Here is a 26,016-nt window from a genome sequence, read left to right on the forward strand (position 1 = left end):
CCTGCACCCGAACCTCTGGAGTTCCCTTGCCCGCCATCCGAGTCACCGGCCTACGGGTCCGGCACCGCAAGACCGTCGCCCTCGACGCGCTGGACCTCGACTTCGGCCCCGGAGTCCACGGTCTGCTCGGCCCGAACGGTGCCGGGAAGACCTCGCTGATCCGCGTCCTGGCCACGGTCGCCGAGCCGTCCGGGGGCCGGGTGGAGATCCTCGGCGAGGACACCGGTGAGCACCGGCGGCGCGGGACGGTGCGGCGGCGCCTGGGGTACCTGCCGCAGGACTTCGGCTACTACCCGGGCTTCACCGTCCGGGAGTTCGTCGCGTACGTCGCATGGCTGAAGGAGATGCCCGCCGCCGGCATCCCCGCCGCGGTGGAAAGGGCCGTCGCCCGTGTCGGCCTCGCCGACCGCATCGACGCGAAGGTCCGTACGCTGTCCGGCGGCATGATCCGCCGGGTCGGCATCGCCCAGGCCGTCGTCAACGACCCGCAGGTGCTGCTCCTCGACGAGCCGACCGCCGGTCTCGACCCCGAACAGCGCGTGGAGTTCCGTGCGTTGCTGCGCGAGCTGGGCGCCTCGGCCACCGTCATCGTCTCCACCCACCTCGTGGAGGACGTGGCGGCGGCCTGCACGGAGGTCACGCTCATCGACGCGGGCCGCGTGGCCTACCGCGGCACACCCGAGTCCCTTGCGGCTCTCGGTGACACGGCGGCCGACGTGAGCGGCGACAACCCGATCGAGCGCGGCTACACGGCCGCGCTGCGCTCCCACCGCGCCCCCGACCTCGCCGCACACGCGGCCGGCGCCCCAGGAGGAACGGCGCGATGACCCTCGTAGCGGACAAGAAGAGCCACGAGCCGCGGTCCCTCGCCCCGGCCCGTGGGTCGCACCATCCCCTTCGTGCCGAGTTCCTGCGCGGCTTCGCCCCCTGGACCGGCGCGGCCCTGCTGCTCGTGCTCGTCGTCGGCATGGCCGGCACGTCAGCGCAGTGGCAGGGCGGCTGGGGCGAGACCCGGGAACGGCTGCATCTGACGGCCCAGTTGCTCGGTGTCCCGCTGGCTCTGGCCGCCGGCGGACTGCAGGGCGCCCGGGAACGCGGCCGCCGTACCGAGGAGTTGCTGGCGACGGCCGTGCGGGGTCCGCTCGCCCGGTCGCTGGCCGCCGCCCTGCCGGTCGCGTGCTGGGCGGTCGCCGGTTACGCCGTCGCCGCAGCCCTCGCTCTGCTCGCCACCGCGCTGTACGCCACCGGTGACGAGCCGGACCTCGTGGCGCCGCTCACGGACGCCGTGACCCTGGCGTCCGCCGTCCTGGTCGGCCACGTGGTGGGCCGGCTGCTGCCCCGGCGGCTGACGGCACCGCTGCTCGCGGTCGCCGGGTACGCCGTCCTCGGTGTCATGGCGTACGACAGCACCGGCCCGCTGCGTGAGCTGTCCCCGCTGGGCAGCAGATCGGTCACCGACGTACCGGTGTGGTGGCAGCCGGCCGCGATGGCCGTGTGGACGGGCGGTCTCGCGGGGGCCGCGGTCCTCGGGTACGCCGCCCGGCGCCGGTTCACGGCCCTGCTGCCGCTGGCCGCCGCGACGGCGGCGGGCGCGCTGCTGGTGCAGACCGGCGGCGCCCTGTGGCACACCGCCCCGGTCGCCCGGCGCCAGGTGTGCGACACCTCCACCACCCCGCACATCTGCGTCAACGCCCGCTACGAGAGCCTCCTTCCCCAGATCACGGATGCCCTGTCCGGTCTGACGGGCCGACTGCGGGGCGTGCAGAACCTCCCGGTCCGCTTCACCGACCTGCCGGGCGAGCCCGGCCCGGACGAGGTCGACCTGCCGATGCTCACACCGATCGGCTGGAGTGTCGTACGGGGCCGGCTCACCGATCAGCGGCGGTACGCGTGGGAGGCCGGGATGGCGTTGTACAGCCGGGACCAGTGCAACGCGGCCGTCGACCCGGAGGTGGCCCGGACCGACGACGCCGTGGAGCACTATCTGGCGCCGAGTCCGTCGGAGCGCCGGTTCGACGAGCTGGCGGCCGAGGGCGACAGGGCCGACCGCGCCGAGCTGCGGGCCCGGCTCGACGCCCGCGCCCGGCTGCTGGCGATGGGCGACGAGGAGCGCCGGGCCTGGCTGTCGGCGTACTTCGCGACCGCGCGCGCGTGCCAACCGAGCGGGGTGCCGGCCCTGTGACGACCTCCGGACCGCTGCTCTACGCCCGCTCGCGCACCGTCCCGCGCAGCGTCGCCCTGCTGGCCGCGACCGCGGGGCTCGCGGTCTGGGCCGCACACGGCCTGGACGCCTTCCTGGATCCCGACCGACGGGTCCCGGTGGTCGCGCTCGCCCCGCTGGCCGCGGCCGCGGTGATCGGTGGAAGCCTCCACACGGCTTCCGACGAACTGGACCGCACGGCCGTACGCCCGTGGTGGCGCCGTCGCCTGGTCCATCTGCTGGCCCTCACGGCCCTCGCCGCCGCGCTGCTGCCATGGGCGGTGCTCGGGCACATGTCGTCGTTCGGCCCGCCGGCCATGATCCGCAACACCCTCGGCTGTGTCGGCCTCACCGCGGCCTCGGCCGTGCTGCTCGGCGCCCGGCTGAGCTGGCTGCCGGTGTTCGGATACGTCAGCGCGGTGTACGTGGCGGCCTCAGGTCTGCGCGGCGGCTCGGTGCCGGTGTGGGCCTGGCTCGTGCAGCCCTCCGGGCAGGCGGACGCGTGGCTGGTGGCCCTGGTGGCCTTCGTGGGCGGAGGCCTGCTGTACCTGCGGCGGGGGGCGCGGGCGGAGGGGCCGCGTCACTGACGCGGGCGGGCCGGTGCCGGGCGCGGGTCGGTTCCCCGGCCCGGCGCCGGGCCGCCTCGCCGGCGCGTGCCGCACCGGCGCACACAAAAGCCCGGATCCTCAGGCGGAGATGCCGTCGATCCGGGCCAAGGCGTCGTCCGCGCCGTACGGCTGCAAGTACGGCAGCCAGCGCGGGTCCCTGTGCCCGGTGCCGATGATGCGCCAGGCCAGACCGGTGGGTGGAGCGGGTTTGTGGCGCAGCCGCCAGCCGATTTCGAACAGGTGTCGGTCGGCCTTCACGTGGTTGCAGCGGCGGCAGGACGCCACCACGTTGTCCCAGACGTGCTTGCCCCCGCGGCTGCGCGGGATGACGTGGTCGACGCTGGTTGCGACGCCACCGCAGTACATGCACCGGCCCCCGTCGCGCGCGAAGAGCGCCCTTCGGGTCAGAGGAACGGGCCCCCTGTAGGGAACCCGGACGAAACGCTTGAGCCGGACCACGCTGGGTGCGGGGACTGTGACGGTTGCGCTGTGCAGATAGGCGCCGGACTCCTCAAGGCATACGGCCTTGTTCTCCAGGACGAGGACGAGCGCGCGGCGGAGCGGTACGACGCCGAGTGGCTCGTACGACGCGTTGAGGACCAGGACATGCGGCACGGATGCCTCCTTGGGCGTCGGCGGCGCGTGGCTCGCGCCGGGACGATCTGTAGTCAGTCTCCCCTCTTGCCTGGTGAAAGCGCCACCATGTCCCGGTAACGGGCTGGGAGTGTTTTCAACCACATCTGAATTCATCCCCCGAGCGGCGAACTGTTCATCCCACCAGTTCATCCCCAGGTGGGCACGGTTTCTCCCTCGAACATCGCGACGATCCGCACACGATGCCCCGATAGTGTGGTGAGCCTGCCCCATCGGTGACCTTTTCGTGACCTTGACCATCTGCCGGTGGGGCGGGCCGCTGCACTGGAGGTACCTGCCGTGTCCTTGCCCGTCGTCCCACTGGCCGTCGGACCGACGCCGTCGCCGTCTCCCGCCGAGACGACGACTCCGGCGGTTCCCTCGATCCAGGACGCCCAGGAGAGCGCCAACCAGGCCGCCAGCTGGGTCGAGCAGAACTGGTCGACCTGGCTCGCGATAGGCCTCAAGGTCCTGCTGATCCTGGTGATCGCGGCGGTGCTGAGAGTGGTGATCCGCAGGGCGATCACCAAGCTCATAGACCGGATGAACCGCACGGTCCAGGCGGTGGACGGCACGGCCATCGGCGGCCTCCTGGTCAACGTCGAACGCCGCCGTCAGCGCTCGCAGGCGATCGGCTCGGTCCTGCGCTCGGTGGCCAGCTTCGTGATCATGGGCACCGCCGCCCTGATGATCCTCTCCGCGTTCCAGATCAACCTGGCCCCCCTGCTCGCCTCGGCCGGTGTCGCGGGCGTGGCCATCGGTTTCGGCGCCCGCAACCTCGTGACGGACTTCCTCTCCGGCGTCTTCATGATCCTGGAGGACCAGTACGGCGTCGGCGACACCGTCGACGCGGGCGTCGCCTCCGGCGAGGTCATCGAGGTCGGCCTGCGCGTGACCAAGCTGCGCGGCGACAACGGTGAGATCTGGTACGTCCGCAACGGCGAGGTCAAGCGCATCGGCAACCTCTCGCAGGGCTGGGCGACGGCCGGCGTGGACGTCACGGTCCGCTCCGGCGAGGACCTGGACAGGGTCAAGGCCACCATCGACGCGGTCGCCGAGCGGATGAGCAAGGAGGAGCCCTGGAACGAGCTCCTGTGGGGCCCGATCGAGGTCCTCGGCCTGGACAGCGTGCTGCTGGACTCGATGGTGGTCCGGGTGTCCGCCAAGACCATGCCCGGCAAGTCCCTGACCGTGGAACGCGAACTGCGCTGGCGCATCAAGCGCGCCTTCGACGCCGCCGACATCCCGATCGTGGGCCAGGCCGCCGTCCCGGCGGACGAAGGCTCCCCGGCCGACCCGACGGCCGCCATGGCGGCCCCGTCCGCATACGCCAACACATCCTCCCCGCAGGCCCAGGCGGCTACGCCGCTGACGCCGCCGAGCGTTACCAAGTAGGCCGCTGGTCGGCTGGGGACGGAACCCGCCCCGACGGGGCGGAACCCGACCCGTGGGGGCGGACTCGGCCTCCCGGTTGTCGCCCCGGCTCGCGTCCGCGGTGTTCGTCGCCATCGCGTCTTCGCCCCGACCACAACCGCCTTCGTGGGGCAGCGGGTGGCGGTGCCGGAGTTTGTGGCAGACCGAGCGGGCCGAGCGGAACTGAGTGGTCGACCGAGCCGGCTCGCCGAGGGGCCCGGCAGCCTTCTCGCGCGTACGACCAGCAGGGGTGACCGGGTCCGCCGCAGTTGTTTGACCCCGCGAGGCCCTGCTCGTTTGGATGGCCCCCGAGACCGGGAGGCTGGGGCAGGCCATGGCGGGCGGGCAGTCGCTGGGGCGGCGTTTCGGGTGGCTGTGGGCCGCCTACGGGGTCAGTGCCTTCGGGACGCGGTTGGCGTTCGACGCGTTGCCGCTGATCGCGATCGTCGTGCTGCACGCCGGGGCGAGCGAGGTGGCGCTGCTCGCGTCCTCGGGGCTCGCGGTGGGGGCGTTGGTGGCGGTGCCGCTCGGGGCGTGGGTGGAGTTCCGCCGGAAGCGGCCGGTGATGATCGCGGCGGACCTGCTGCGGTGCGCGGCGCTGTTCAGCATCCCGGCCGCGTACGCACTGGGCGCGCTGGGTCTCGGCCAGTTGCTGGTGGTGTCGATGGTGGTCGCCGCCGCGGACATCACCTTCACGGCGGCGAGCGGGGCGTATCTGAAGTCCCTCGTGGCGCCCGGGGACCTGCTCGTGGCCAACGGCCGCTTCGAGGCCACGGCCTGGACGGCCACCGCGCTCGGGCCGCCGCTCGGCGGTGCGGCGATCGGGGTGTTCGGGCCGATGGCGACGGTGCTGGCGGACGCGGTCAGCTATCTGCTGTCGGCGCTGGGGATCCGGGCGATCGGTGGTGAGGAAAGGCGGCAGTCGCCTCCTGACCTCCCGCCAGTCCCACGCGCGGGCAAGCTGTCGGCCGCCGGCCTCCAGGCAGGCTGGCGGCACATCCTCACCCACCCCACCCTGCGCCCGCTGTTCCTCAACACGATCCTGGTCAACGCCCTGATCATGGCGCCCACCCCGCTGCTCGCGGTCCTCATGGTCGGCCAACTCGGTTTCGCCCCCTGGCAGTACGGCCTCGCCTTCGCCGCCCCCTGCCTGGGCGGCCTGCTGGGCTCCCGCCTGTCGCGCCGACTCGTGGCCCGGTACGGCTCACGGCGGGTCCTGCTCACCGCCGGCGCCCTGCGCGCGTGCTGGCCCGTCGGGCTGGCCTTCGTCGGGCCGGGCGCGTCCGGCCTCGCCCTCGTGATGGCCGTCGAGTTCGGCCTGATCACCTGCGCGGCCGTCTTCAACCCGGTGCTCGCCACCCGTCGCCTCGAACTGACCCCGCGGGACCGTGTGACCCGCACCCTGTCGGCCTGGCAGATCACCGGCAGGACGACGACCGCCGCGATGACCGCCCTGTGGGGCCTGCTGGCCGCCACCACGGACACGCGAACGGCGATCGGCGTCGCCGGCGTGCTCCTTCTGGCGACCCCGCTGCTGCTCCCCCGTAAGTGATCCCTCCACCCGGTCACCCCTTGAGGCCGCGTCTCTTGACGGCCCCTTCCCTCCCGGCTTACCTTCCTCCGCAAGCGATAGGAAAGTTTCCTAACAGTGCTCGATCGAGGTACCCCGGATGGACGCACCTCACGAGCCGCTGAGAAGCTGGTCAGCCGAAAGGCAGGTGTCGATCCCATGGCAGGAACCGCCGGTACGCCGGGCACTCCGCGCGTCCTGCGCGCCATGAACGACCGTGCCGCCCTGGACCTCCTCCTGGAGCACGGGCCACTGTCCCGCACGCGGATCGGCAAGCTCACCGGCCTGTCCAAGCCGACCGCCTCCCAGCTGCTGGCCCGCCTGGAGGCCGCCGGCCTGGTCCTGGCCACCGGCACCACGGAGGGTCGGCCCGGCCCGGGCGCCCAGCTGTACGAGGTCAACCCGGCCGCCGCGTACGCCGCGGGGCTCGATGTCACACCCGAACGCATCCTCGCCGCCGTCGCCGACATCACCGGCCGCACGGTGGGGTCGTACGAACTGCCCACCCCGGGCAGGCGCCCGGCCCAGCCCGTCACCCGGCAGGTCACCGACGCCCTCGACGGCGCGGTGAAGGCGGCGGGACTCGCCCGCGACGACGTCCACCGGCTCGTCATCGGCACCCCCGGCGCCTTCGACCCGAACACGGGCCGGCTGCGCTACGCCTCCCACCTCCCCGGCTGGCACACCCCTGCGTTGCTCGACGAAGTCGCCGCCGCACTGCCGATGCCGGTCGAGTACGAGAACGACGTCAACCTCGTCGCGGTGGCCGAGCAGCGGCTCGGCGCGGCGCGCGGCCACGAGGACTTCGTGCTGCTGTGGAACGAGGGCGGCCTCGGCGCCTCCCTCGTCCTCGGCGGACGCCTGCACCGCGGCTGGACCGGGGGCGCGGGCGAGGTAGGTTTCCTGCCGGTTCCGGGCGCACCCCTGGTCAGGCATGTGACCAGGGCCAACAGCGGCGGATACCAGGCGCTCGCCGGCTCCCAGGCCATCCCTCGGCTCGCAAGCGAACTCGGCATGACGAACATCCCGTCGGGGCCGTACGCGGAGGCAGCCGCCGCCCTCGTCCAGCGGGCCGCCACCGAGGACACCGTCCTGCACCGGCTGCTCCTGGAGACGTACGCGACCCGGCTGGCCACCGGTCTGGCCTCGCTGGTCTCCGTCCTCGACCCGGAACTGGTCGTCCTCAGCGGCGCCTCCCTCACCGCCGGCGGCGAGGTCCTGCGCGCCCTGGTCCAGGCCGAACTGGAGGAGCTGGCCGCGTCCCGGCCCCGGCTCGTCGTCGGTGACGTCCGCGAACATCCGGTGTTGCGGGGCGCGTTGGAGAGCGCGCTCGCGACCACACGCGACGAGGTCTTCGACACCTCACGCTGATCGCCCCCCCTCGGCGGCGTCCCCCGACAACCGACACCCCACCCTCACCCCCGCCTTCCCTCTCCTCCCCCGCTGCCCTCACCCACCCCGCCCCGCCCTTGGGAGACTCAGTCATGCCCGGAAAGTCTGGAAAAGTCATAGCTTCACTGCCCCGCCGCACGGCCACCGCCCTCGCCGCCTCCGCCTCCCTGGCCCTCCTCGCCACGGCCTGTACCGGCCAGTCGGGCTCCGGGGCCACCGACGACCCGAACGCCCGGACGACGATCACCTTCTGGCACGGCTGGAGCGCGCCCGCCGAGGTCGAGGCGGTCCAGGCGAACGTCGACCGCTTCGAGAAGGCGCACCCGAACATCACGGTGAAGGTCGTCGGCAACATCAACGACGACAAGCTCAACCAGGCGCTGCGCGCGGGAGGTTCGAACGGGCCGGACGTGGTGTCGTCGTTCACGACCTCCAACATCGGAAAGTTCTGTTCCTCGGGCGCCTTCCTCGATCTGAAGCCCTTCATCGAGAAGTCGAAGCTCGACCTGGACAAGATGATCCCGAAGCCGATGCTGGACTACACCCAGTTCGAGGGCACCCGCTGCGCCCTGCCACTGCTGGGCGACGCCTACGGCCTGTACTACAACAAGGGCGCCTTCCAGAAGGCCGGCGTCACGTCCCCGCCGAAGACCTGGTCGGAGTTCGCGAAGGTCGCCGAGAAGCTGACGAAGACAAAGGGCGACGGCTACGAGCGACTCGGGTTCATGCCGACGTACCACGGCTACGAGACGGTCGTGGCCCACTACATGTCCCAGTGGGACCACGCCTACTTCGGCAAGGACGGCAAATCCGCCGTCGCCGAGGACCCGGCCTTCGCCGAGATGTTCAGGTTCCAGAAGAAGCTCGTCGACGACCTCGGCGGCTTCGCCCGGCTGGAGAGGTACCGCAACACCTTCGGTGACGAGTGGGGTGCCAAGCACCCGTTCCACACCGGCCAGGTGGCCATGCAGCTCGACGGCGAGTGGCGGCTCGGCATGGCCGAGGACGCCGGGGTGGACTTCGAGATCGGCACCGCGCCGATGCCCGTCGCCGACGACGAGGCGGACGAGTACGGCAAGGGCTTCCTCTCGGGCACGATCATCGGGATCGCCCCGCGGAGCGAGAAGCAGAACGCGGCCTGGGAACTGGTGAGGTACCTGACGACCGACACACAGGCAGTCGTGTCCTTCGCCAACGCCATCCACAACGTGCCGTCGACGTTCGCGGCCCTGAAGTCGCCCGACCTGAAGGTGGAACCGGGTTTCAGGACGTTCCTGGACATCGCCCGGCACCCGGAGTCCAACACCCCGCCGGCGTCCGTCAACGGCTCGACGTACCAGACGACGCTTCAGGATTTCGGCTACCAGTACGAGTCCGGCAAGGTGACGGACCTCGAGGCCGGTCTGGAGAAGACCGCGAAGCAGATCGACACCGACATCGAGCAGGCGAAGTAGCGGCCCGATGTCCACGCACCCTCTCCGCGCGAAGCGCCGCATGTCGGCGCTTCGGACGGCGGCCTTCCTGTCACCGTGGCTCATCGGATTCGGTGTCTTCTTCGCCTATCCGCTGGTGTCCACCGTGTACTTCTCCCTGATGAAGTACGACGGCTTCGGCACTCCGGTCTTCCGCGGCCTGGGCAACTGGGCCTACGTCTTCTACGACTACCCGCTGTTCTGGCCCGCCCTGCGCAACACGCTCTGGCTGGTACTCGTGATGGTGACGTGCCGGGTCGTGTTCGGGCTCGGCGTCGGTCTGCTGATCACGAAGATCAAGACCGGCGCGGGCGTCTTCCGCACCCTCTTCTACCTGCCGTATCTCGCTCCGCCGGTGGCGGCGACCCTGGCCTTCGTCTTCCTCCTCAACCCCGGTACCGGCCCGGTCGGCTCGGTCCTCGACGACCTGGGGCTCCCCGCACCGGGCTGGTTCACGGACCCCGCCTGGTCCAAGCCGGCCCTCACCGCGCTGGCACTGTGGGGCGTGGGCGACCTCATGGTCGTCTTCATGGCCGCGCTGCTCGACGTACCGAAGGAGCAGTACGAGGCCGCCGAACTGGACGGGGCGTCACCCTGGCAGCGGTTCCGGTTCGTCACCCTGCCGAACATCTCACCGATCGTGATGTTCGCCGTCGTCACCGGCGTGATCCAGACGATGCAGTACTACACGCAGCCCCTGGTGGCCGGGAAGGTCGCCTCCGGGATCATCGGCGGCTCGGGCCAGCAGTTCGAGCCGGGCTACCCGGACAAGTCGACCCTGACCCTCCCCCAGCTCGTCTACAACCTCGGCTTCCAGCGCTTCGACTACGGCTCGGCCTGCGTGGTCGCGCTCGTCCTGTTCGCCCTCGCCATGGCGTTCACCGCGCTGCTGATGCGGCGCCGCGGCGGACTGATCCAGGCAGGTGACTGACATGACCCGGGTACTCGACCGGCCGGTCGACGTGAGCACGCCGCCGGTCGCCGAGCGCACGGCGCGCCGCAAGGCGTTCCTGGAATGGATGGCGATCCACTCCCTCGGGGTGGCGGCCGCGCTCTTCTTCACCCTGCCCTTCGTGTTCGTCGTCCTGACCTCGCTGATGAGCGACCAGCAGGCGCTCACCCGCGACCTGGTGCCCGACACCTGGGAATGGGGCAACTACGGCGTGGTCCTCGACACCCCAGGCTTCCTGACGTGGTGGCGGAACACGCTGGTCTACGCGGGCCTGGGCACCGTCCTGACCGTCGTGTCCTCCATCCCCGTGGCGTACGCGCTCGCCAAGTTCCGCTTCCGCGGCCGGAATCTGTCGTTGATGCTGGTCATCTCGATGATGATGCTGCCGCCCCAGGTGATCGTCATTCCGATGTACCTGTTCTGGGCGAAGCAGCTGGATCTCTCCGGGACGCTCTGGCCCCTGATCATCCCGATGGCGTTCGGCGACGCGTTCTCGATCTTCCTGCTGCGCCAGTTCCTGATGACGATCCCGGACGAGTACCTGGACGCGGCACGAGTGGACGGCTGCGGCGAACTACGCACACTCGTCCGCGTGGTCCTCCCCATGGCGAGACCGGGCATAGCCGCAGTGGCGCTCTTCCAGTTCTTCTACGCGTGGAACGACTACTTCGGCCCCCAGATCTACGCGTCCGAGAACCCGGGCGCCTGGACGCTCTCCTACGGCCTGGAGTCGTTCAAGGGCGCGCACCACACCGACTGGAACCTCACCATGGCCGCCACGGTCCTCGTGATGGCCCCCGTGATCCTCGTGTTCTTCTTCGCGCAGAAGGCGTTCGTCGAGGGCGTCACACTCACCGGAGTGAAGGGTTGAACCAGACATGAAACTCACCGTGGTCGGCGGCGGCTCGACCTACACCCCCGAACTCGTCGACGGTTTCGCCCGCCTCCAAAACACCCTGCCCATCGAGGAACTGGTCCTGATGGACCCGGCCGCGGACCGCCTGGACCTGCTGGGGCCGCTGGCCCGCCGTATCTTCGCCCGCCAGGGCCACGACGGCGAGGTCACCACCACCACGGACCTGGACACGGCGGTGGACGGCGCGGACGCGGTGCTGCTGCAACTGCGCGTCGGCGGCCAGGCGGCCCGCGAGCAGGACGAGACCTGGCCCCTGGAGTGCGGCTGCGTGGGCCAGGAGACCACCGGCGCCGGCGGCCTGGCGAAAGCCCTGCGCACCGTCCCCGTGGTCCTCGACATCGCGGACCGGGTCCGCCGCACCAACCCCGGCGCCTGGATCATCGACTTCACCAACCCGGTCGGCATCGTGACCCGCGCCCTGCTCCAGGAGGGCCACAGAGCGGTCGGCCTGTGCAACGTGGCGATCGGCTTCCAGCGCAGGTTCGCGGCCCTTCTCGCCGCGTCCCCCTCCGACATCCACCTCGACCACGTGGGCCTGAACCACCTCACCTGGGAGACGGGCGTACGTCTGGGAGGCCCCGAGGGCGAGGACGTCCTGCCCGGGCTGCTCACCGAACACGGCGACGCCATCGCGGCGGACCTGCGCCTGCCCCGGCCCCTCCTGGACCGCCTGGGCGTCGTCCCCTCCTACTACCTGCGCTACTACTACGCCCACGACGAGGTGGTCCGTGAGCTGCGCACCAAACCGTCCCGCGCCGCGGAAGTGGCGGACATGGAGAGAAGGTTGCTGACCCTTTATGCCGACCCGGCCCTCGACGAGAAGCCGGAGCTGCTCTCCAAGCGGGGCGGCGCGTACTACTCGGAGGCGGCGGTGGACCTGGCGGCCGCGCTGCTGAACGGGGCGGGCAGCCCGTACCAGGTCGTCAACACCCACAACAGGGGCACCCTTGCCTTCCTCCCGGACGACGCGGTGATCGAGGTACAGGCGGCGGTGGGCCGCAAGGGCCCGACCCCCCTCGCCGTACCGAGCCCCGACCCCCTGTACGCGGGCTTGATGGCCCAGGTGGCCGCGTACGAGGACCTGGCCCTCGAAGCGGCCCTGCACGGTGGGCGCGCCCGGGTTTTCAAGGCCCTGCTCTCCCACCCCCTGATCGGCCAGTACGCGTACGCGGAGCACCTCACCGACCGGCTGATCGCACACAACCGGGAGCACCTCGCGTGGGCATGACCGCACGAGTCCTCGCCGTCGACGCGGGCAACAGCAAGACGGACGTGGCGGTGGTGGCGGCCGACGGAACCGTCCTCGCCACCGCGCGCGGAGGCGGCTTCCGCCCGCCGGCGGTGGGGGTGGACGCGGCGATGGACACCCTCGCCGAGGCCGTGCGGCGGGCGTTCACCGCGGCGGGCGTCAGCGCCGCCGACCATGTCTCGGCGTGTCTGGCCAACGCCGACCTTCCGGTGGAGGAGGCGAACCTGGCCACCGCACTGCACACGCGCGCGTGGAGCACGACCGTGGAGGTCCGCAACGACACCTTCGCCGTCCTGCGCGCGGGCGTCACGGAACCCCGCGGTGTGGCCGTCGTCTGCGGCGCCGGCATCAACTGCGTGGGCATGCGCCCCGACGGCCGTACGGCCCGCTTCCCCGCGCTGGGCCGTATCTCCGGCGACTGGGGCGGCGGCTGGGGTCTGGCGGAGGAGGCCCTGTGGCACGCGGCGCGGGCGGAGGACGGCCGCGGGGCATCCACGGCACTGATGCGGACCCTCCCCGCCCACTTCGCCCTGCCCACCATGTACGCCCTGATCGAGGCCCTGCACCTGGAGCGGATCGCCCCCGCCCGCCGCCATGAACTGACCCCGGTCCTCTTCGCCACGGCGGCCTCCGGCGATCCGGTCGCCCGCCGAATCGTGGCCCGCCTGGCCGACGAGGTCGTCACGATGGCCACGGTCGCCCTGAGCCGCCTGGACCTGCTGGAGGAGGAGACACCCGTGCTCCTGGGCGGGGGCGTCCTGGCCGCCCGCCCCCCTCAACTGATCGACGGGATTCACGAGTTGCTCGCCTCTCGCGCCCCCAAGGCGGCCCCGAAGGTCGTCACGGCGAGCCCGGTACTGGGCGCGGCCCTGCTGGGCCTGGACGCGGTCGGGGCACCCGCCTCGGCGCACGAGCGGCTCCGCCGGCATTTCGAGTCGTAGCCCGGGTGCAACCCCTGCCACCGGGCGGCGGCCGGCGGGCGGGGAGCCGCCGGGCGGCCGGCGCGCGCCCCCACGCCCCCTCGCTCGCCCTTGGCCGCCCCCACCGCCCGAACCTGGAACCGAACCGATTCCCGCGACGTGTTCATGGGCAGGGGGACGTGCGGGGCGTGTTTCGTCGTGGCGAAGGTTCGGGGTCCGCGATGCGGATGTCAGTCCCGGCAGCGATACTTGCGGCGACGGATGGCCATGGGGGAGGTCAGCAGTGACACAGACGCCGAAAACCAGCGCACCACCACCGGGCCACGGCCCGACACCCGGCGTACCCACCCTGCCGTCCGTGCCGCCGCGACCCTCCCGGCCCGCCCCACCGGGGCTCCCGGCCGCGGAACCCCGCCGCACCGCCTTCGCCGAGGGCTTCGACCAGCTGCGCGCGGCCGCCACCACCGAACCCGGCCGGCTCCGCCTCATCGGGGCCCTCCTGGCCGCCCTGGTCATGGCCTTCGGCGCCGTCGCCGCCTGGCAGATGACCGACCGCGCGGCAGCGGCCGACGACGTCCTCAACCGCAGCCAGCCCCTCAGCTCCGACGCGGCCGACATCTACCGCTCCCTGGCGGACGCCAACACCGCAGCGGCCAGCGGATACCTCGCGGGCCTGCAGGAGAAGCCCGCCATGCGCGAGGGCTACGAGCAGGACATCCGCACCGCCGCCGCCAAGCTGGTCCAGGCCGCCGCCAACTCCGAACCGGGTTCCACCTCGGCGGACACGATCGCCGAGCTCAGCAGACTGCTGCCGGAGTACAAGGGTCTCGTCGAGACCGCACGGGCCAACAACCGCCAGGGTTACCCGGTGGGCGGCGCCTACCTGCGTGCCGCGAACGAGATGATGCAGCAGAAGATGCTGCCGGCCGCCGAGAAGCTCCACCAGACCGAGAACCAGCGCCTGCGGGCCGACTACGCGGCGGCCAAGTCCTTCCCATGGGCCGCCGCCGCTCTCGGCGTCGTCACCCTGGCCGCCCTCGGCTGGGCACAGCGCCGCAACTACCGGCGCACCAACAGGGTCCTGAACCACGGCCTGGTCACCGCGACGGCCGCGTCCACCGTGGTCCTGCTCTGGGTCGCCGTGGGCCACACCGTGGCACGCGCGGGCCTGAACGACTCGTACGACCACGGCGTCCGCTCCCTGGACGTGCTGCACGAGGCCCGTATCGCCTCCCTCACCGCCCGCAGCGACGAGAACCTCACCCTGGTACGCCGCGGCGCCGACTCCAGGACGCTCGAGGACGGCACGGTCGTGGACCTCTACGAATGGGGTTACGACCAGGAGATCGACCAGCTGGGCAAGGCGCTCGCCCGGGCCGAGGACCTCGCGGACGACACGGCGGGAAGGAAGCCCGTTCAGGACGCGAACGGTTTCATGAAGGTCTGGAAGGACCGCCACGGCCTCGCCCGCGAGGACAACGACTCCGGCGACTACCAGGCGGCCCGCGACCGTGTCATCGGCGCCGCGAAGGAGCCGACGAGCGTGTGCTTCGACAACGTCGACAAGGCCCTGGCTACCGCGCTCACCCATGAGCAGACCGAGTTCAAGCGCGCCGCGAGCGACGGCCGTGACTCGCTTTCCGGCCTCCCGACCGGCGCCGCGGTCCTCGCGGTCCTCGGGGCGGCCGGCGCGGTGCTCGGCATCGGCCGCAGGCTTTCGGAGTACCGATGAAAGGGGGCACGACGATGAACGCGCACGGCACGACGCACCGCTCACGCCTCCGCGGCTGGGGCGGCGTGGGCGCGATGGCGCTCGTGTGCGCCCTGGTCATGACGTTCGCGCTGATGCTGCCCCTGAGCCGTCCGCACGCCGACACCGGCGGTACGGTCGCCGCGGGCCAGGGCGTCGCCCACGCCACCCGGGTGCGGGCCGAGAACTGCGAGGATCCGCAGAACCAGAGCCTGTCGCCGTCCGGGGGCGACGGCGAGACGCCCACCCTGGACGCGATCAAGGACCGCGAGGACCGGCGCCTGGTCGTCGGCGTCGACACCAACAGCTACCGCTGGGGCTACCTCGACCCGAACAACCCGGCGGGTGAGCTGGAGGGGTTCGACATCGACCTGGTCCACCGGATCGCCGAGGACATCCTCGGAGACCGGGACGCGGTGCAGTTCAAGGCCATCCCGACGAGCCGCCGTATCGAGGCGATCCAGAAGGGCGAGGTCGACATGGTGGTCCGCACCATGACGATCAACTGCGACCGCATCGAGCAAGTCGCCTTCTCCGCTCCCTACTTCGTCACGGGTCAGCAGGTCCTGGCTCCCAAGACCTCGACGATCAAGGGCTACGACGGCACGCTCGCCGGCAAGCGGATCTGCTCGGCGACGGGGTCCACGGCGTACGACAAACTGAAGGCGGACAAGAAGAGCGGGGACCTGCCGGCCTCGGCCGACATCTCCACCGTCGTTCCCAACCAGCTGGACTGCCTGGTGAAGGTGCAGCTCGGCCAGGCGGACGCGGTCGTCACCGACGGCGCCCTCGCGGCCAGCCAGGCCGCACAGGACCCGGCGGTGGAGCTCAAGGGCGGGCTCTTCACGGACGAGTACTACGGCGTGGCGATGAACCTGAAGGCAGACGATCTGGTACGCCAGGTCAACCGGACGCTGGAGAGCTACATAGCGGCATCGGACGGATGGCGGGCGTCCTACGAGAAGTGGCTGCACCCCACCATGGACAAGCCCGGTGAGAAGTCGAAGTCGGCGACGCCTCCCGAGGCGGACTACAAGTAACCGGCCACCGACGGACACCGGACGACGCACCGGCAGACCGACGACAACGCAACCGACGACCGACCGACCGACGGAACTCAACGCAGCGAGAGGTGATCGATGGGCGTCACGGACCCCGCCGGGCCGGTGATGGACCGGGACGAGGTGGACCGTGCGCTGGCGCGGCTCGGCGCGGAGCACGAGGCGATCGAGACCTCGCTCCTCGCCCTGCAGGACCACGCGGGCCGCAGACTCCTCGAAGGCGCCGAGCTCACCGGCACCACCAAGGAGCGCTGGACGGCCGCGGAGGCCTCGATCACGCTGCTGTGGGCGTACTTCGACGCGTACACGGGCGCGTTGCGCTCCGCCCGTGAGATCCGCGCCCGCCGCCGCTGGTCGAGCCGGGACGACCTGGTGGAGCTGACGGAGCTGCTGCGCGGCGAGTCGGTGACCGTCGCCGGCTCGGCCACCGCGATGGCCAACGCGCCGACCCTGCACGGCGGTTCGGGCAAGCTCAGCGAGCAGTTCAGCCTGGCCGCGCTGGTCGACCGGATGAACGAGCTGTACGCGGCCTCGCTGGACATGGTCGTCGCCGCGGACGCGGTCTGGTCGGCGCTGCCCGCCCGTATCGATTTACTGGCCGCGGAGTTGCAGCGCACCCGCCGGCTCGCGCACTCCGTCGGGGTACGCCCCGGCGAGCACCCGGCGGGCGACGACCTGGAGCGCATCACCCGCACGCTCACCAGGCTGCGCGCCGAGGTGGTGTCGGATCCGCTCGCGTACTGGCTGCCGACGCCCGGGAGTTCGGCGCCCGGCGGCGGCAGGCCGGACACCACGGTCTACGACCGGGAGGCGCGCGCGCTGGAGGACGTACGCCGGGAGATCGACGCGGTATTGACGGTCCGTCAGGACGCGGAGCAGCGTCTGGTGAAGCTGCGGGACGTGCTCTCGCGCGCGGACCGTACGCTCGCCGAGGCCCGGACCGCGCGCGGCGAGGTGCTGGCGAAGATCGCGGCCACGGAGGTGCCCGTCGTCAGCGGTCCGCCGACCGTGCTGCAGGAGCAGCTGGCGACGGCCGCCGAGTACCGCAGACAGGGACAGTGGCACCGCCTGTCCCCGCTCCTGGAGTCCTTGGAGCAGAAGGCGGAGGACGAACTGCTGCGCGCTCGCGAGTCGCTGACCGCGGTCACCGCGCCGCTGGCGGTCCGCGCCGAGCTGCGCGGCCGTCTCGACGCGTACAAGGCGAAGGTGGCCCGGCACGGCCTCGCGGAGGACCCTTTCCTCATCGAGCGCTACGACGCCGCCCGCCGCATGCTGTGGAGCGCGCCCTGCGACCTGCGGGTCGCCGAGCAGGCGGTCCTGCGCTACCAGCAGGCCGCCGCCGAACTGCTCGGCAGCGGACGGGTGCCGGGGCCGCGGGGGCCCGAGGACCGCGGGGGTCCGGCGGCATGAGGGACAGGGGGGAGTCGTCGTCATGAGTCAGGCACAGCAGCAATGCCAGCGACCGGACTGCGGCGGATCGTACGAGGACATGGGCGGCGGTGAGCTGTACTGCGACACCTGCGGCCTCGCCCCGGTCGTCTCGGCGACCGGCATGGTCGGCTCGCCGCCCACCGGTGTCACGGGCGGCGGCAAGGGCTCGGCGGGCAGCGCCGGCTCCCGATCCACCGGCCGGGCCAGCTCCCGTACGTCGTCGCAGTCGTCGAAGTCCCGGCGCTCGGTGTCGGGCCGGTTGTCCCGTTCCCTTTCGGGCCGCTCGACGGGCCGCTCGGTGTCGGTGCGCAGCTCCGGTTCGACCGCCGGCTCCAGCGGCCGTGGGCGCCTCGGTGCCGGTCTGGTCCAGGTTCCGGGGGTCCCGCGCCCCGATCCGCGGGCGATGGTGCTGGAGAACCCGGAGGTGCCGGAGCGCAAGCGGTTCTGCTCCCGCTCGGACTGCGGCGCGGCCGTCGGCCGGGCCCGCGGCGACCGTCCGGGGCGCACCGAGGGCTTCTGCACCAAGTGCGGTCACCCGTATTCCTTCGTCCCGAAGCTGAAGGCCGGCGACATCGTGCACGGCCAGTACGAGGTCGCGGGCTGCCTGGCGCACGGCGGGCTGGGGTGGATATACCTCGCCGTGGACCGGGCGGTCTCCGACCGCTGGGTGGTGCTCAAGGGCCTGCTCGACACCGGTGACCAGGACGCGATGGCGGCGGCCATCTCCGAGCGGCGCTTCCTCGCGGAGATCGAGCACGCCAACATCGTGCGGATCTACAACTTCGTGGAACACCTGGACCAGCGCACGGGCTCGCTCGACGGATACATCGTCATGGAGTACGTGGGCGGCAAGTCGCTGAAGGAGATAGCCAACGGCCGCCGCACCCCCGAGGGCAAGCGGGACCCGCTGCCGGTCGAGCAGGCGTGCGCGTACGGGATCGAGGCGCTGGAGGCGCTCGGTCACCTCCACAGCCGCAACCTCCTGTACTGCGACTTCAAGGTCGACAACGCCATCCAGACCGAGGACCAGCTCAAGCTGATCGACATGGGCGCGGTGCGCCGGATGGACGACGAGGAGTCGGCCATCTACGGCACGGTCGGCTACCAGGCGCCGGAGGTCGCGGAGGTGGGCCCCTCGGTGGCGTCCGACCTGTACACGGTCGCGCGTACGCTCGCCGTCCTCACCTTCGACTTCCAGGGCTACACGAACGTCTACGTCGACTCCCTGCCCGACCCCGACAACATCGAGGTCTTCCGCCAGTACGAGTCCTTCTACCGGCTCCTGGTCCGCGCCACCGACCCCGACCCGGCCCGCCGCTTCGCCTCCGCGCAGGAGATGGCGGAGCAGCTGACGGGCGTTCTGCGCGAGGTCGTGTCCCTGCAGACGGGGCGTGCGCGGCCGTCGCTGTCGACGCTGTTCGGCCCGGAGCTGCGGGTGACGGACACGGAGCTGTTCCCGAAGCTGGACACGGAGGTGTCGCGGCTGGGGACGCGGGTCGTCCCGCCGGGGCGGTGGCGTGGGAGGGTTGCCGCCGGTCCGGTGCCCGTCCCGGCCCAGGGCGGCGGCGCGGTGTCCGGCTCCCCCGGCACCTCTTCGGGTCCCGCCCTCGCGCTCGCCGCGGCCACCGCCTCGCCCGTGGCCGCGCTTCCTGCCGGGATCGTCAAGTCCGTCGACACGTCCGCCGCCGCCCTCGCCCTGCCGGTCCCTCTTGTCGACCCCTCGGACCCCAACGCGGGTTTCCTGGCGGGTCTGATGACGACCGCTCCGGCCGAGCTGCTCGGGGCGCTCGCGGCCACGCCGACGCCGTCGACCGAGACACGGCTGCGGCAGGTCCGTGCCTGGCTGGAGAACGGTGACAGCGGCAGCGCGCACGAGGCCCTGCTGGAGCTGGAGGAAGAGCGGCCCGATGACTGGCGGGTCGTCTGGTACCGCGGCGTGGCCGCGCTCGTCATCGGCGACCACGAGGGCGCCGCGGTCGCGTTCGACGCGATCTACGACGCCTTCCCCGGGGAGTCCGCCCCCAAGCTGGCCCTCGGCATGTGCGCGGAGGTGCTGGGCCAGTTGGACAACGCCGCCGAGTACTACCGGTTGGTGTGGTCGACCGACCCCAGCTATGTCAGCGCCGCCTTCGGTCTCGCCCGCGTCCGGCTCGCGTCCGGTGACCGCAGCGGTGCCGTCAGGACCCTGGAGTCGGTGCCGGAAAGCTCCATTCACTACACGGCCGCACGTGTGGCGGCCGTCCGCGCCCGGCTGCGTGGCCGCACGCCGGTCGCCGCCGACGTACCGTTCCTGGAGGACCTGACCGCCGCCGCGGGCCAGGTCGAGGCGCTGGAGGCGTACGGCCTGGATCCGGCGCGCCGGGAGCAGTTGTCGGCGGAAGTCCTCGGTTGCGCGCTGGACTGGATACTCTCCGGTGGCCAGGGTTCCGCCCCGCCCGCCCCCGGAGGACGGACGCTGCTCGGCAGCGGCCTGGACGAGCGGGGACTGCGCTTCGGCCTGGAGCGTGCATATCGCACGCTGGCCCGGCTCGCACGGGGCGGCGAGGAGAGGATCGACCTGGTGGAACGTGCCAACCGTTACCGCCCCCGGACGTGGGTGTAGTTGATGTCGCAGATGCCCCAGTTGTCCGCCTGCCCGAGCTGCGAATGGCCGCTTGAGTCGGGTGACCGTTTCTGCGGTGCGTGCGGATACGACCTGTCCGCCGTGCCCGTACGGCCGGACGACAACCCGACCATCGCCCTGAACGGTTCGGCGCCGCCCCCTGCCGCGGGCGCGCCCGGCATGCACTGGCCGCGCGCCACGGCGCCGGACGGCACCGGCAGCGCACCGGCCGCTCGGCCGACGGGGCACCACGGCGCCGGCTCCGCCGGTCACGACCTGCCCCCGGGCACACCCCCGCCCCCGCAGTCACCTCCGTCCGCCGCACCGGTGCCGCCGTCCGCGAACGGCCCCGACGCCCCGCACGGCACCCCCGGCGCGGGGTTCCCCGACCCCCCGGCCCCGGGCGACCACAGCGTGCCGGCGGCCCCGCAGACCCCGTCAGCCCCGGCCGTTCCCCCCGCCCCGACCGGCTCGCCGGTCTCTCCGGCGTCCGGTGTCCGGTTCGACCGCCCGGCCGAGCCCGAGGAGTACCCGTTGCAGGCACCCGACCCGCGCGTGGCCGACCTGCCCAGCCCGCGCGAGAGCGCCAAGGTGTGCGTGGCCTGCCGGGCGGGCCGCGTCGACCACGACGGGTACTGCGAGAACTGCGGGCACGCGCAGCCGCGTGAACGCGACCACATGGAGCAGGACGCGGGACCGGTCGCCGCCGTCAGCGACCGCGGCCTGCGCCACCACCGCAACGAGGACGCGTTCGCCGTCGGCTGCACCGCGCTGCCCGACGGGCGGCCCGCGACCGTGGCGATCGTCTGCGACGGTGTGTCCTCGGCGACGCGGCCCGACGACGCCTCGATGGCAGCCTCCCGGGCCGCGAGCGAGTCGCTGCTGGCCGCCCTGCCGCGCGGCACGCACCCGCAGCAGGCCATGCACGACGCGATCGTCGCCGCCGCCAACGCGGTCAACGCGCTGGCCGCGGAGCCCGAGACGGCCCGCGAGCAGGCACCGCACCAGAACGCCCCGGCCTGCACGATCGTCGGCTCGGTGGTGACCCCGGAACTGCTGATCGTCGGCTGGGTCGGCGACAGCCGCGTCTACTGGGTGCCGGTGGACCGCGGCACTCCCCCGGCCCGGCTCACCGAGGACGACTCGTGGGCGGCGCAGATGGTCGCCGCCGGCCTGATGAACGAGGCGGAGGCGTACGCCGACGAGCGCGCGCACGCGATCACGGGCTGGCTCGGGGCGGACGCCTACGAACTGGAGCCGCACACCGCTTCCTTCAAGCCGGACCGGCCCGGTGTGGTGGTGGTGTGCACGGACGGGCTGTGGAACTACGCCGAGGCGGCCGCGGACATGGCCGAGGCCGTGCCCCTCGACGCCGCCGCGCGCCCCCTGCACACCGCGCAGGTTCTGGTCGGTCACGCTCTCGACGGCGGGGGCCACGACAACGTAACAGTGGCCGTCCTGCCGTTCCCGGCGCCCCCGATGGGGGCAGGATCGGCCTGAGGCCACACATAGGGGACAGGCCTCATCGGACCGGAGGGGACCGGTCCGCCTACAGCCATTGCCCCACCATGGGGGTCTTTAGGGGGATTTGAGAAGGCATGGCCAATTTCTCGAAGTCGAACGCGCCGCAGTTCTCGGTGGACGTGTACCAGAACGAGTACCTGCCGGAGGGCGGTCGCGAGGTCAACGCGATCGTCACGGTGACCGCGACCGGCGGCGGCACGGTCGGAAGCGCGGTCGCGGCGCCCCACCTCTACGCACCGGGGCAGGGCCCGTCCGCGGCAGTGGCGATCATGGTCGACTGCTCGGGCTCGATGGACTACCCGCCGACCAAGATGCGCAACGCCCGCGACGCCACCGCCGCCGCCGTCGACACGCTGCGCGACGGTGTGCATTTCGCGGTGATCGGCGGCACGCACGTGGCGAAGGAGGTCTATCCGGGCGGCGGCCGTCTGGCCGTGGCCGACGCCACCACCCGCGACCAGGCCAAGCAGGCGCTGCGCAGACTCGGCGCGGGCGGCGGCACCGCCATCGGAACCTGGCTGCGACTGGCCGACCGTCTGCTGTCCTCGGCCGACGTCGGCATCCGGCACGGCATCCTGCTCACCGACGGCCGCAACGAGCACGAGTCGCCCGAGGAGTTGAAGGCCACGCTCGACGCCTGTGCCGGACGTTTCACCTGTGACGCCCGAGGCGTGGGCACCGACTGGGAAGTGAAAGAAGTCACAGCGATCGCCTCCGCGTTGCTCGGCAGCGCCGACATCGTCGCCGACCCGGCCGGCCTCGCCGCCGACTTCACCCGGATGATGGAGACGGCGATGGGCAAGGAGGTCGCGGACGTCGCCCTGCGGCTGTGGACACCGGTGGGCACCACCATCAAGTTCGTCAAGCAAGTGGCGCCGACCGTCGAGGAGTTGACCGAGCGGCGCACCGACGCCGGTCCGCGCGCCGGTGACTACCCCACGGGCTCATGGGGAGACGAGTCCCGTGACTACCACGTCTGTGTCGAGGTCCCGGCCGCGAATCTGGGCCAGGAGATGCTCGCCGCCCGGGTCTCCCTGGTCGTCCCGCAACCCGACGGCACCGCGCACAACTTGGGCGCGCAGGGTCTCGTACGGGCCGTCTGGACCGATGACATGGCCGCCTCGACCTCGATCAACCCGCAGGTCGCCCACTACACCGGCCAGGCCGAACTGGCACAGGCCATCCAGCAAGGTCTCGACCTGCGCAAAGCGGGAGATATCGACGGAGCGACGGCCAAACTGGGCCGGGCGGTCCAGCTCGCCAGTAGCTCCGGAAACGCGGATACGGCGAAACTCCTTGCGAAGGTGGTGGACGTGGTCGATGCCGCGGCAGGTACTGTGCGACTGAAGGCGAAGGTCGCGGAGGCCGACGAGATGACTCTCGAAACACGGTCGACAAAGACTGTTCGTGTAAAGAAGTGACCCAGCAGCACCGAAAAAGCAGCGAGCCTGACCCCTTGGGGTTGGAGTAGTCCGGTCGAGGCGACCGGAAAGGAGAGGGGGAAGCGCCGACATGCCGACCTGCCCGAACGGACACCAGTCGGGTTCCGACGACTGGTGCGAGGTCTGCGGTCACCGCATGGCCGGTGCCGTACCTCCGCCCCCTCCCCCGCCGCCCCCGCCCGGCGGCTACGGCTTCCCGCCGCCCGGCCCCGGCGGCCCGTCCGGGGGGCCGAACGCCGGCCAGCCTGCCGGCCGGCCGCACATGGGCGGAGCGCCCGAGCCGGAGCTCTGCCCGCAGTGCCGCACGCCGCGTGAGGGCGGTGCGCCGTTCTGCGAGGAGTGCCGGTGGAACTTCCTCACCAACACGGCGACGTCCTACACCCCCGCCGCCCCGCGCCAGCCGGCACCCGGCCCGGGCCCGGGCCCGTCGGGCGGATTCCCGCCGCCGCCGGGCCCCGGCCCGTCGTACGGCGGTGGTGACGCGTACGACTACCAGAGCTCGCGCCCCTCGCAGGTGAACCGCCCGGCGGAGCCGATCCCTCCGTTCGGCTCGGAGCCGCCCCGGTCCGGAGGACCCGGCGGACCCGGCGGACCCGGCGGACCCGGCGGACCGGGGCACCCTGGTCCTCCCGGTGGTCCCGGAAACCCCGGTGGTCCCGGGAACCCCAATGGTCCAGGCCCCGGTGGTCCCCATGGCTTCGGCCCGGGTCCCGGTGGTCCTGCCCAGACCAACCCCGGTCCCGGAGGCTTCGGGCCCGGCCCCGGCGGCCCGCAGGGCAACGGCCCCTCCGGCTTCGGCGGCGACCCGTCACGGTCGGTTCCGCCCCCGCCCGGACCCACGCCGCCCGGCGGCCCCGGCGCGACCGGTGGCCTGCCGCAGGGCTTCCTGCAGTCCGGCCCGCCCGGCCCCGGCGGCCCCGCGGCCCCGCCCGCACCGGGTGGCCCCTCCGCCCCGCCCGGATTCCCGCAGGAACAGAACCGTCCGCAGGGCGGCCCGCCTCCCTTCGGCGGCGGTGACGACGACTGGGTGATCTCCCCGCCGTCGTCCGGCCCCGGTGGCGGTCACGGTGGACACGGCGGCCCCGGCGCCCCGCAGCCCCAGGGCGGCTACGGCTACCCGCAGCCCGGCGCGGCCCAGGCCCCGCCCCCGCCCGGCCCCGGCTTCCCGCAGCAGCCGGCGACCTGGACGGCGACCATCGGCCCGGACCGCGACTACTTCATGGCGATGATGCAGCGCTCCGGCCCGGAGGCCGCGGGTCTCAACCTGCCCGCGTACTCGCCCGAGCAGCAGCGCACGCTCACCGGCAACCAGGTCACCATCGGCCGCCGCCGCCACTCCACCGGCGACACCCCCGACATCGACCTGTCGGTGCCTCCGGAGGACCCGGGCGTCTCCCACCAGCACGCGGTCCTGGTCCAGCAGCCGGACGGCACCTGGGCGGTCGTCGATCAGAACTCGACCAACGGCACCACGGTGAACGGCGCGGAGGACCCGATCCAGCCGTTCGTCCCGGTCCCGCTGCAGGACGGCGACCGGGTGCACGTCGGGGCGTGGACGACGATCACGATCCGGCGCGGCTAGGAGCCCGAAACTCGGCCGGGAAGGGGCGGTCGTACGGCGTGGAAGTGCCGTGCGACCGCCCCCTCCCGCGTGTGCGGTGCGCACGGTGCCTCAGCCGGGCAGCGGCCACGCGTACGGCCCTTCGGGGTCGTCCAGCCACGCCCACTCGTGCTCGCCGCGCACCGTGATCCCGTACCGCTCCCGGGCCGGCTGCCCCTCGCGCTCCCACAGCGTGTACGCCTCCTGCGGATCGAGGTTGCCGCGGGTCAGCGCAAGCAGGAAGCGGAACAGGTCGTGATCGCGGGCCCGGTGCGGCAGTGCGCCCAGATGCGCGCGCTCAGGTTCGCCCCGGCTCCCGCCGCGCAGCGGCACGAAGTAGGCGGGCGTGTGCAGGAAGCGGCCCTCGGCGTGCTCGGCGTCGCGGACGGTGAGGGCGACCAGGCCGGTGGCCAGCGGTGTCAGGATGCGGGCGCCGGGACGGGACTGCGCGAGCCAGGCGCGCGGGATCGACGTCAGGGTGCAGGTCGCGATGACCCGGTCGAAGGGGGCGCGCTCGGGTACGCCGCGCGCGCCGTCGCCGGTGACGACGACGGGGTGGTACCCGGCGGCCGCCAGATGCTGCCGGGCCGTCTCGGTGATGTCCGGCTCCAGGTCGACGGTGGTGACGAGGTCGTCGTCGCCGAGCCGGTGGGCGAGCAGGGCGGCGTTGTAGCCGGTGCCCGCTCCGATCTCCAGGACCCGGTCCCCGTCCCTGACCTCCAGCGCGGCCAGCATCATCGCCATCAGGGACGGCTGGCTGCTGGAGGAGAGCAGTTCTCCGTCGCGCAGCCGGGTGGCCAGCGGGGTGTCCGCGTACGCGCCGCGCACCCAGCGCTCCCGCGCCGCCGGGTCGGGACTCAGACACCAGCGACGCTCGTAGCCGCCGACGACGCCGACGTAGTAGTAGGGCACGAACAGGTGCCGTGGTACGGCGGTGAAGGCGTCCCGCCACACGGGGTCGTCGGCCCACGCCCCGCTCGCCTCGATCTCACGCACCAGCGCGGCCCGTGCCGAAGCGGCGAGCGACGCGAGTGCCTCCGCGTCCCTCGCGTCCCTCGCGTCCCTCGCGTCCCTCGCGTCCCTGCCGAGATCCTGCGTGCTCATACGTCCACTGTCCTGCGGGTGGCGGCACGAGGCGAGCGCCCCGACGGACGGATCCGGAGTCGGCGTGATGGCACCCTCCGGCAACGGGTCTGGTCCTAGGCCTTGAGTCCTGGGCCGCCCGGTCTGAGACCATGGGGGACGTACTGCATTCCGGGGGACGACCCCCGGGCCCCCGGC

20 protein-coding genes are annotated in these 26,016 nt (G+C 72.4%); 18 read left to right on the forward strand and 2 right to left on the reverse strand.

All coding sequences use genetic code 11. From position 1 onward, the window contains the following. Window positions 1-26 precede the first annotated feature (26 nt). Genes ACWCPI_RS19055 through ACWCPI_RS19065 form a run of 3 tightly spaced genes read left to right on the forward strand, consistent with a single transcriptional unit; the run spans window position 27 to window position 2,787 of the window. A complete protein-coding gene (locus ACWCPI_RS19055) occupies window positions 27-827 on the forward strand; it encodes an ABC transporter ATP-binding protein (protein ID WP_451039203.1) in 801 nt (266 codons plus the stop codon). Then, window positions 824-2,182 carry a hypothetical protein gene (locus ACWCPI_RS19060; RefSeq protein WP_451039204.1) on the forward strand — a complete coding sequence of 453 codons (1,359 nt, stop codon included), beginning with the start codon at window positions 824-826 and terminating at the stop codon, window positions 2,180-2,182. Before ACWCPI_RS19055 ends, ACWCPI_RS19060 begins: the two co-directional genes overlap by 4 nt. Continuing rightward, window positions 2,179-2,787 carry a hypothetical protein gene (locus ACWCPI_RS19065; protein WP_451039205.1) on the forward strand — a complete coding sequence of 203 codons (609 nt, stop codon included), beginning with the start codon at window positions 2,179-2,181 and terminating at the stop codon, window positions 2,785-2,787. The genes ACWCPI_RS19060 and ACWCPI_RS19065 overlap by 4 nt, the downstream gene beginning before the upstream one ends. Window positions 2,788-2,886: 99 nt before the next feature. Here the strand turns inward: ACWCPI_RS19065 and ACWCPI_RS19070 are convergent, their stop codons facing one another. Further along, window positions 2,887-3,423, reverse strand: a complete 537-nt coding sequence (locus tag ACWCPI_RS19070; protein WP_019760491.1) for an HNH endonuclease — start codon at window positions 3,421-3,423, stop codon at window positions 2,887-2,889. A 318-nt stretch (window positions 3,424-3,741) separates the two neighbouring features. Here ACWCPI_RS19070 and ACWCPI_RS19075 point away from each other — a divergent pair, with 318 nt between their 5' ends. From ACWCPI_RS19075 to ACWCPI_RS19145, 15 genes are all read left to right on the forward strand, one after another. Beyond that, window positions 3,742-4,836: a mechanosensitive ion channel family protein gene (locus tag ACWCPI_RS19075; RefSeq protein WP_451039206.1), complete on the forward strand. Its 1,095-nt coding sequence runs from the start codon at window positions 3,742-3,744 to the stop codon at window positions 4,834-4,836. A gap of 352 nt (window positions 4,837-5,188) precedes the next feature. Beyond that, a complete protein-coding gene (locus ACWCPI_RS19080; RefSeq protein WP_451039311.1) occupies window positions 5,189-6,406 on the forward strand; it encodes an MFS transporter in 1,218 nt (405 codons plus the stop codon). Between the two features lie 177 nt (window positions 6,407-6,583). Further along, window positions 6,584-7,795 (forward strand): ROK family transcriptional regulator, encoded by a 1,212-nt coding sequence (locus ACWCPI_RS19085; RefSeq protein ID WP_451039207.1) that lies wholly within the window; start codon window positions 6,584-6,586, stop codon window positions 7,793-7,795. A 113-nt stretch (window positions 7,796-7,908) separates the two neighbouring features. After that, entirely contained in the window at window positions 7,909-9,270 is a 1,362-nt protein-coding gene (locus ACWCPI_RS19090) for an ABC transporter substrate-binding protein (protein WP_451039208.1), read from the forward strand. A gap of 7 nt (window positions 9,271-9,277) precedes the next feature. After that, on the forward strand, window positions 9,278-10,219 hold the full coding sequence (locus ACWCPI_RS19095) for a carbohydrate ABC transporter permease (protein WP_451039209.1): 942 nt from the start codon (window positions 9,278-9,280) through the stop codon (window positions 10,217-10,219). A 1-nt stretch (window position 10,220) separates the two neighbouring features. Beyond that, window positions 10,221-11,111, forward strand: coding sequence for a carbohydrate ABC transporter permease (locus ACWCPI_RS19100; protein ID WP_451039210.1), 891 nt, complete (start codon window positions 10,221-10,223; stop codon window positions 11,109-11,111). A gap of 7 nt (window positions 11,112-11,118) precedes the next feature. Beyond that, entirely contained in the window at window positions 11,119-12,384 is a 1,266-nt protein-coding gene (locus ACWCPI_RS19105; RefSeq protein WP_451039211.1) for a 6-phospho-beta-glucosidase, read from the forward strand. Beyond that, a complete protein-coding gene (locus ACWCPI_RS19110) occupies window positions 12,375-13,346 on the forward strand; it encodes an N-acetylglucosamine kinase (protein WP_451039212.1) in 972 nt (323 codons plus the stop codon). Before ACWCPI_RS19105 ends, ACWCPI_RS19110 begins: the two co-directional genes overlap by 10 nt. A 262-nt stretch (window positions 13,347-13,608) precedes the next feature. Further along, window positions 13,609-15,057 (forward strand): hypothetical protein, encoded by a 1,449-nt coding sequence (locus ACWCPI_RS19115; RefSeq protein ID WP_451039213.1) that lies wholly within the window; start codon window positions 13,609-13,611, stop codon window positions 15,055-15,057. A 14-nt stretch (window positions 15,058-15,071) separates the two neighbouring features. Next, window positions 15,072-16,115, forward strand: coding sequence for a glutamate ABC transporter substrate-binding protein (locus ACWCPI_RS19120; protein ID WP_451039214.1), 1,044 nt, complete (start codon window positions 15,072-15,074; stop codon window positions 16,113-16,115). 99 nt (window positions 16,116-16,214) lie between these two features. Then, a complete protein-coding gene (locus tag ACWCPI_RS19125; RefSeq protein ID WP_451039215.1) occupies window positions 16,215-17,546 on the forward strand; it encodes a hypothetical protein in 1,332 nt (443 codons plus the stop codon). A gap of 22 nt (window positions 17,547-17,568) precedes the next feature. Next, entirely contained in the window at window positions 17,569-20,169 is a 2,601-nt protein-coding gene (locus ACWCPI_RS19130; RefSeq protein ID WP_451039216.1) for a tetratricopeptide repeat protein, read from the forward strand. A 3-nt stretch (window positions 20,170-20,172) separates the two neighbouring features. Next, window positions 20,173-21,669, forward strand: a complete 1,497-nt coding sequence (locus ACWCPI_RS19135) for a protein phosphatase 2C domain-containing protein (protein ID WP_451039217.1) — start codon at window positions 20,173-20,175, stop codon at window positions 21,667-21,669. Window positions 21,670-21,767: 98 nt separating this feature from the next. Next, window positions 21,768-23,114 carry a VWA domain-containing protein gene (locus ACWCPI_RS19140; RefSeq protein ID WP_451039218.1) on the forward strand — a complete coding sequence of 449 codons (1,347 nt, stop codon included), beginning with the start codon at window positions 21,768-21,770 and terminating at the stop codon, window positions 23,112-23,114. A 91-nt stretch (window positions 23,115-23,205) separates the two neighbouring features. Continuing rightward, a complete protein-coding gene (locus ACWCPI_RS19145; RefSeq protein ID WP_451039219.1) occupies window positions 23,206-24,717 on the forward strand; it encodes an FHA domain-containing protein in 1,512 nt (503 codons plus the stop codon). 90 nt (window positions 24,718-24,807) lie between these two features. On the opposite strand, the gene ACWCPI_RS19150 is transcribed toward ACWCPI_RS19145, so the two are convergent. Continuing rightward, entirely contained in the window at window positions 24,808-25,839 is a 1,032-nt protein-coding gene (locus ACWCPI_RS19150) for a methyltransferase domain-containing protein (protein ID WP_451039220.1), read from the reverse strand. Between the last annotated feature and the right edge of the window lie 177 nt (window positions 25,840-26,016).

This window comes from Streptomyces sp. NPDC001920, from assembly GCF_053594495.1.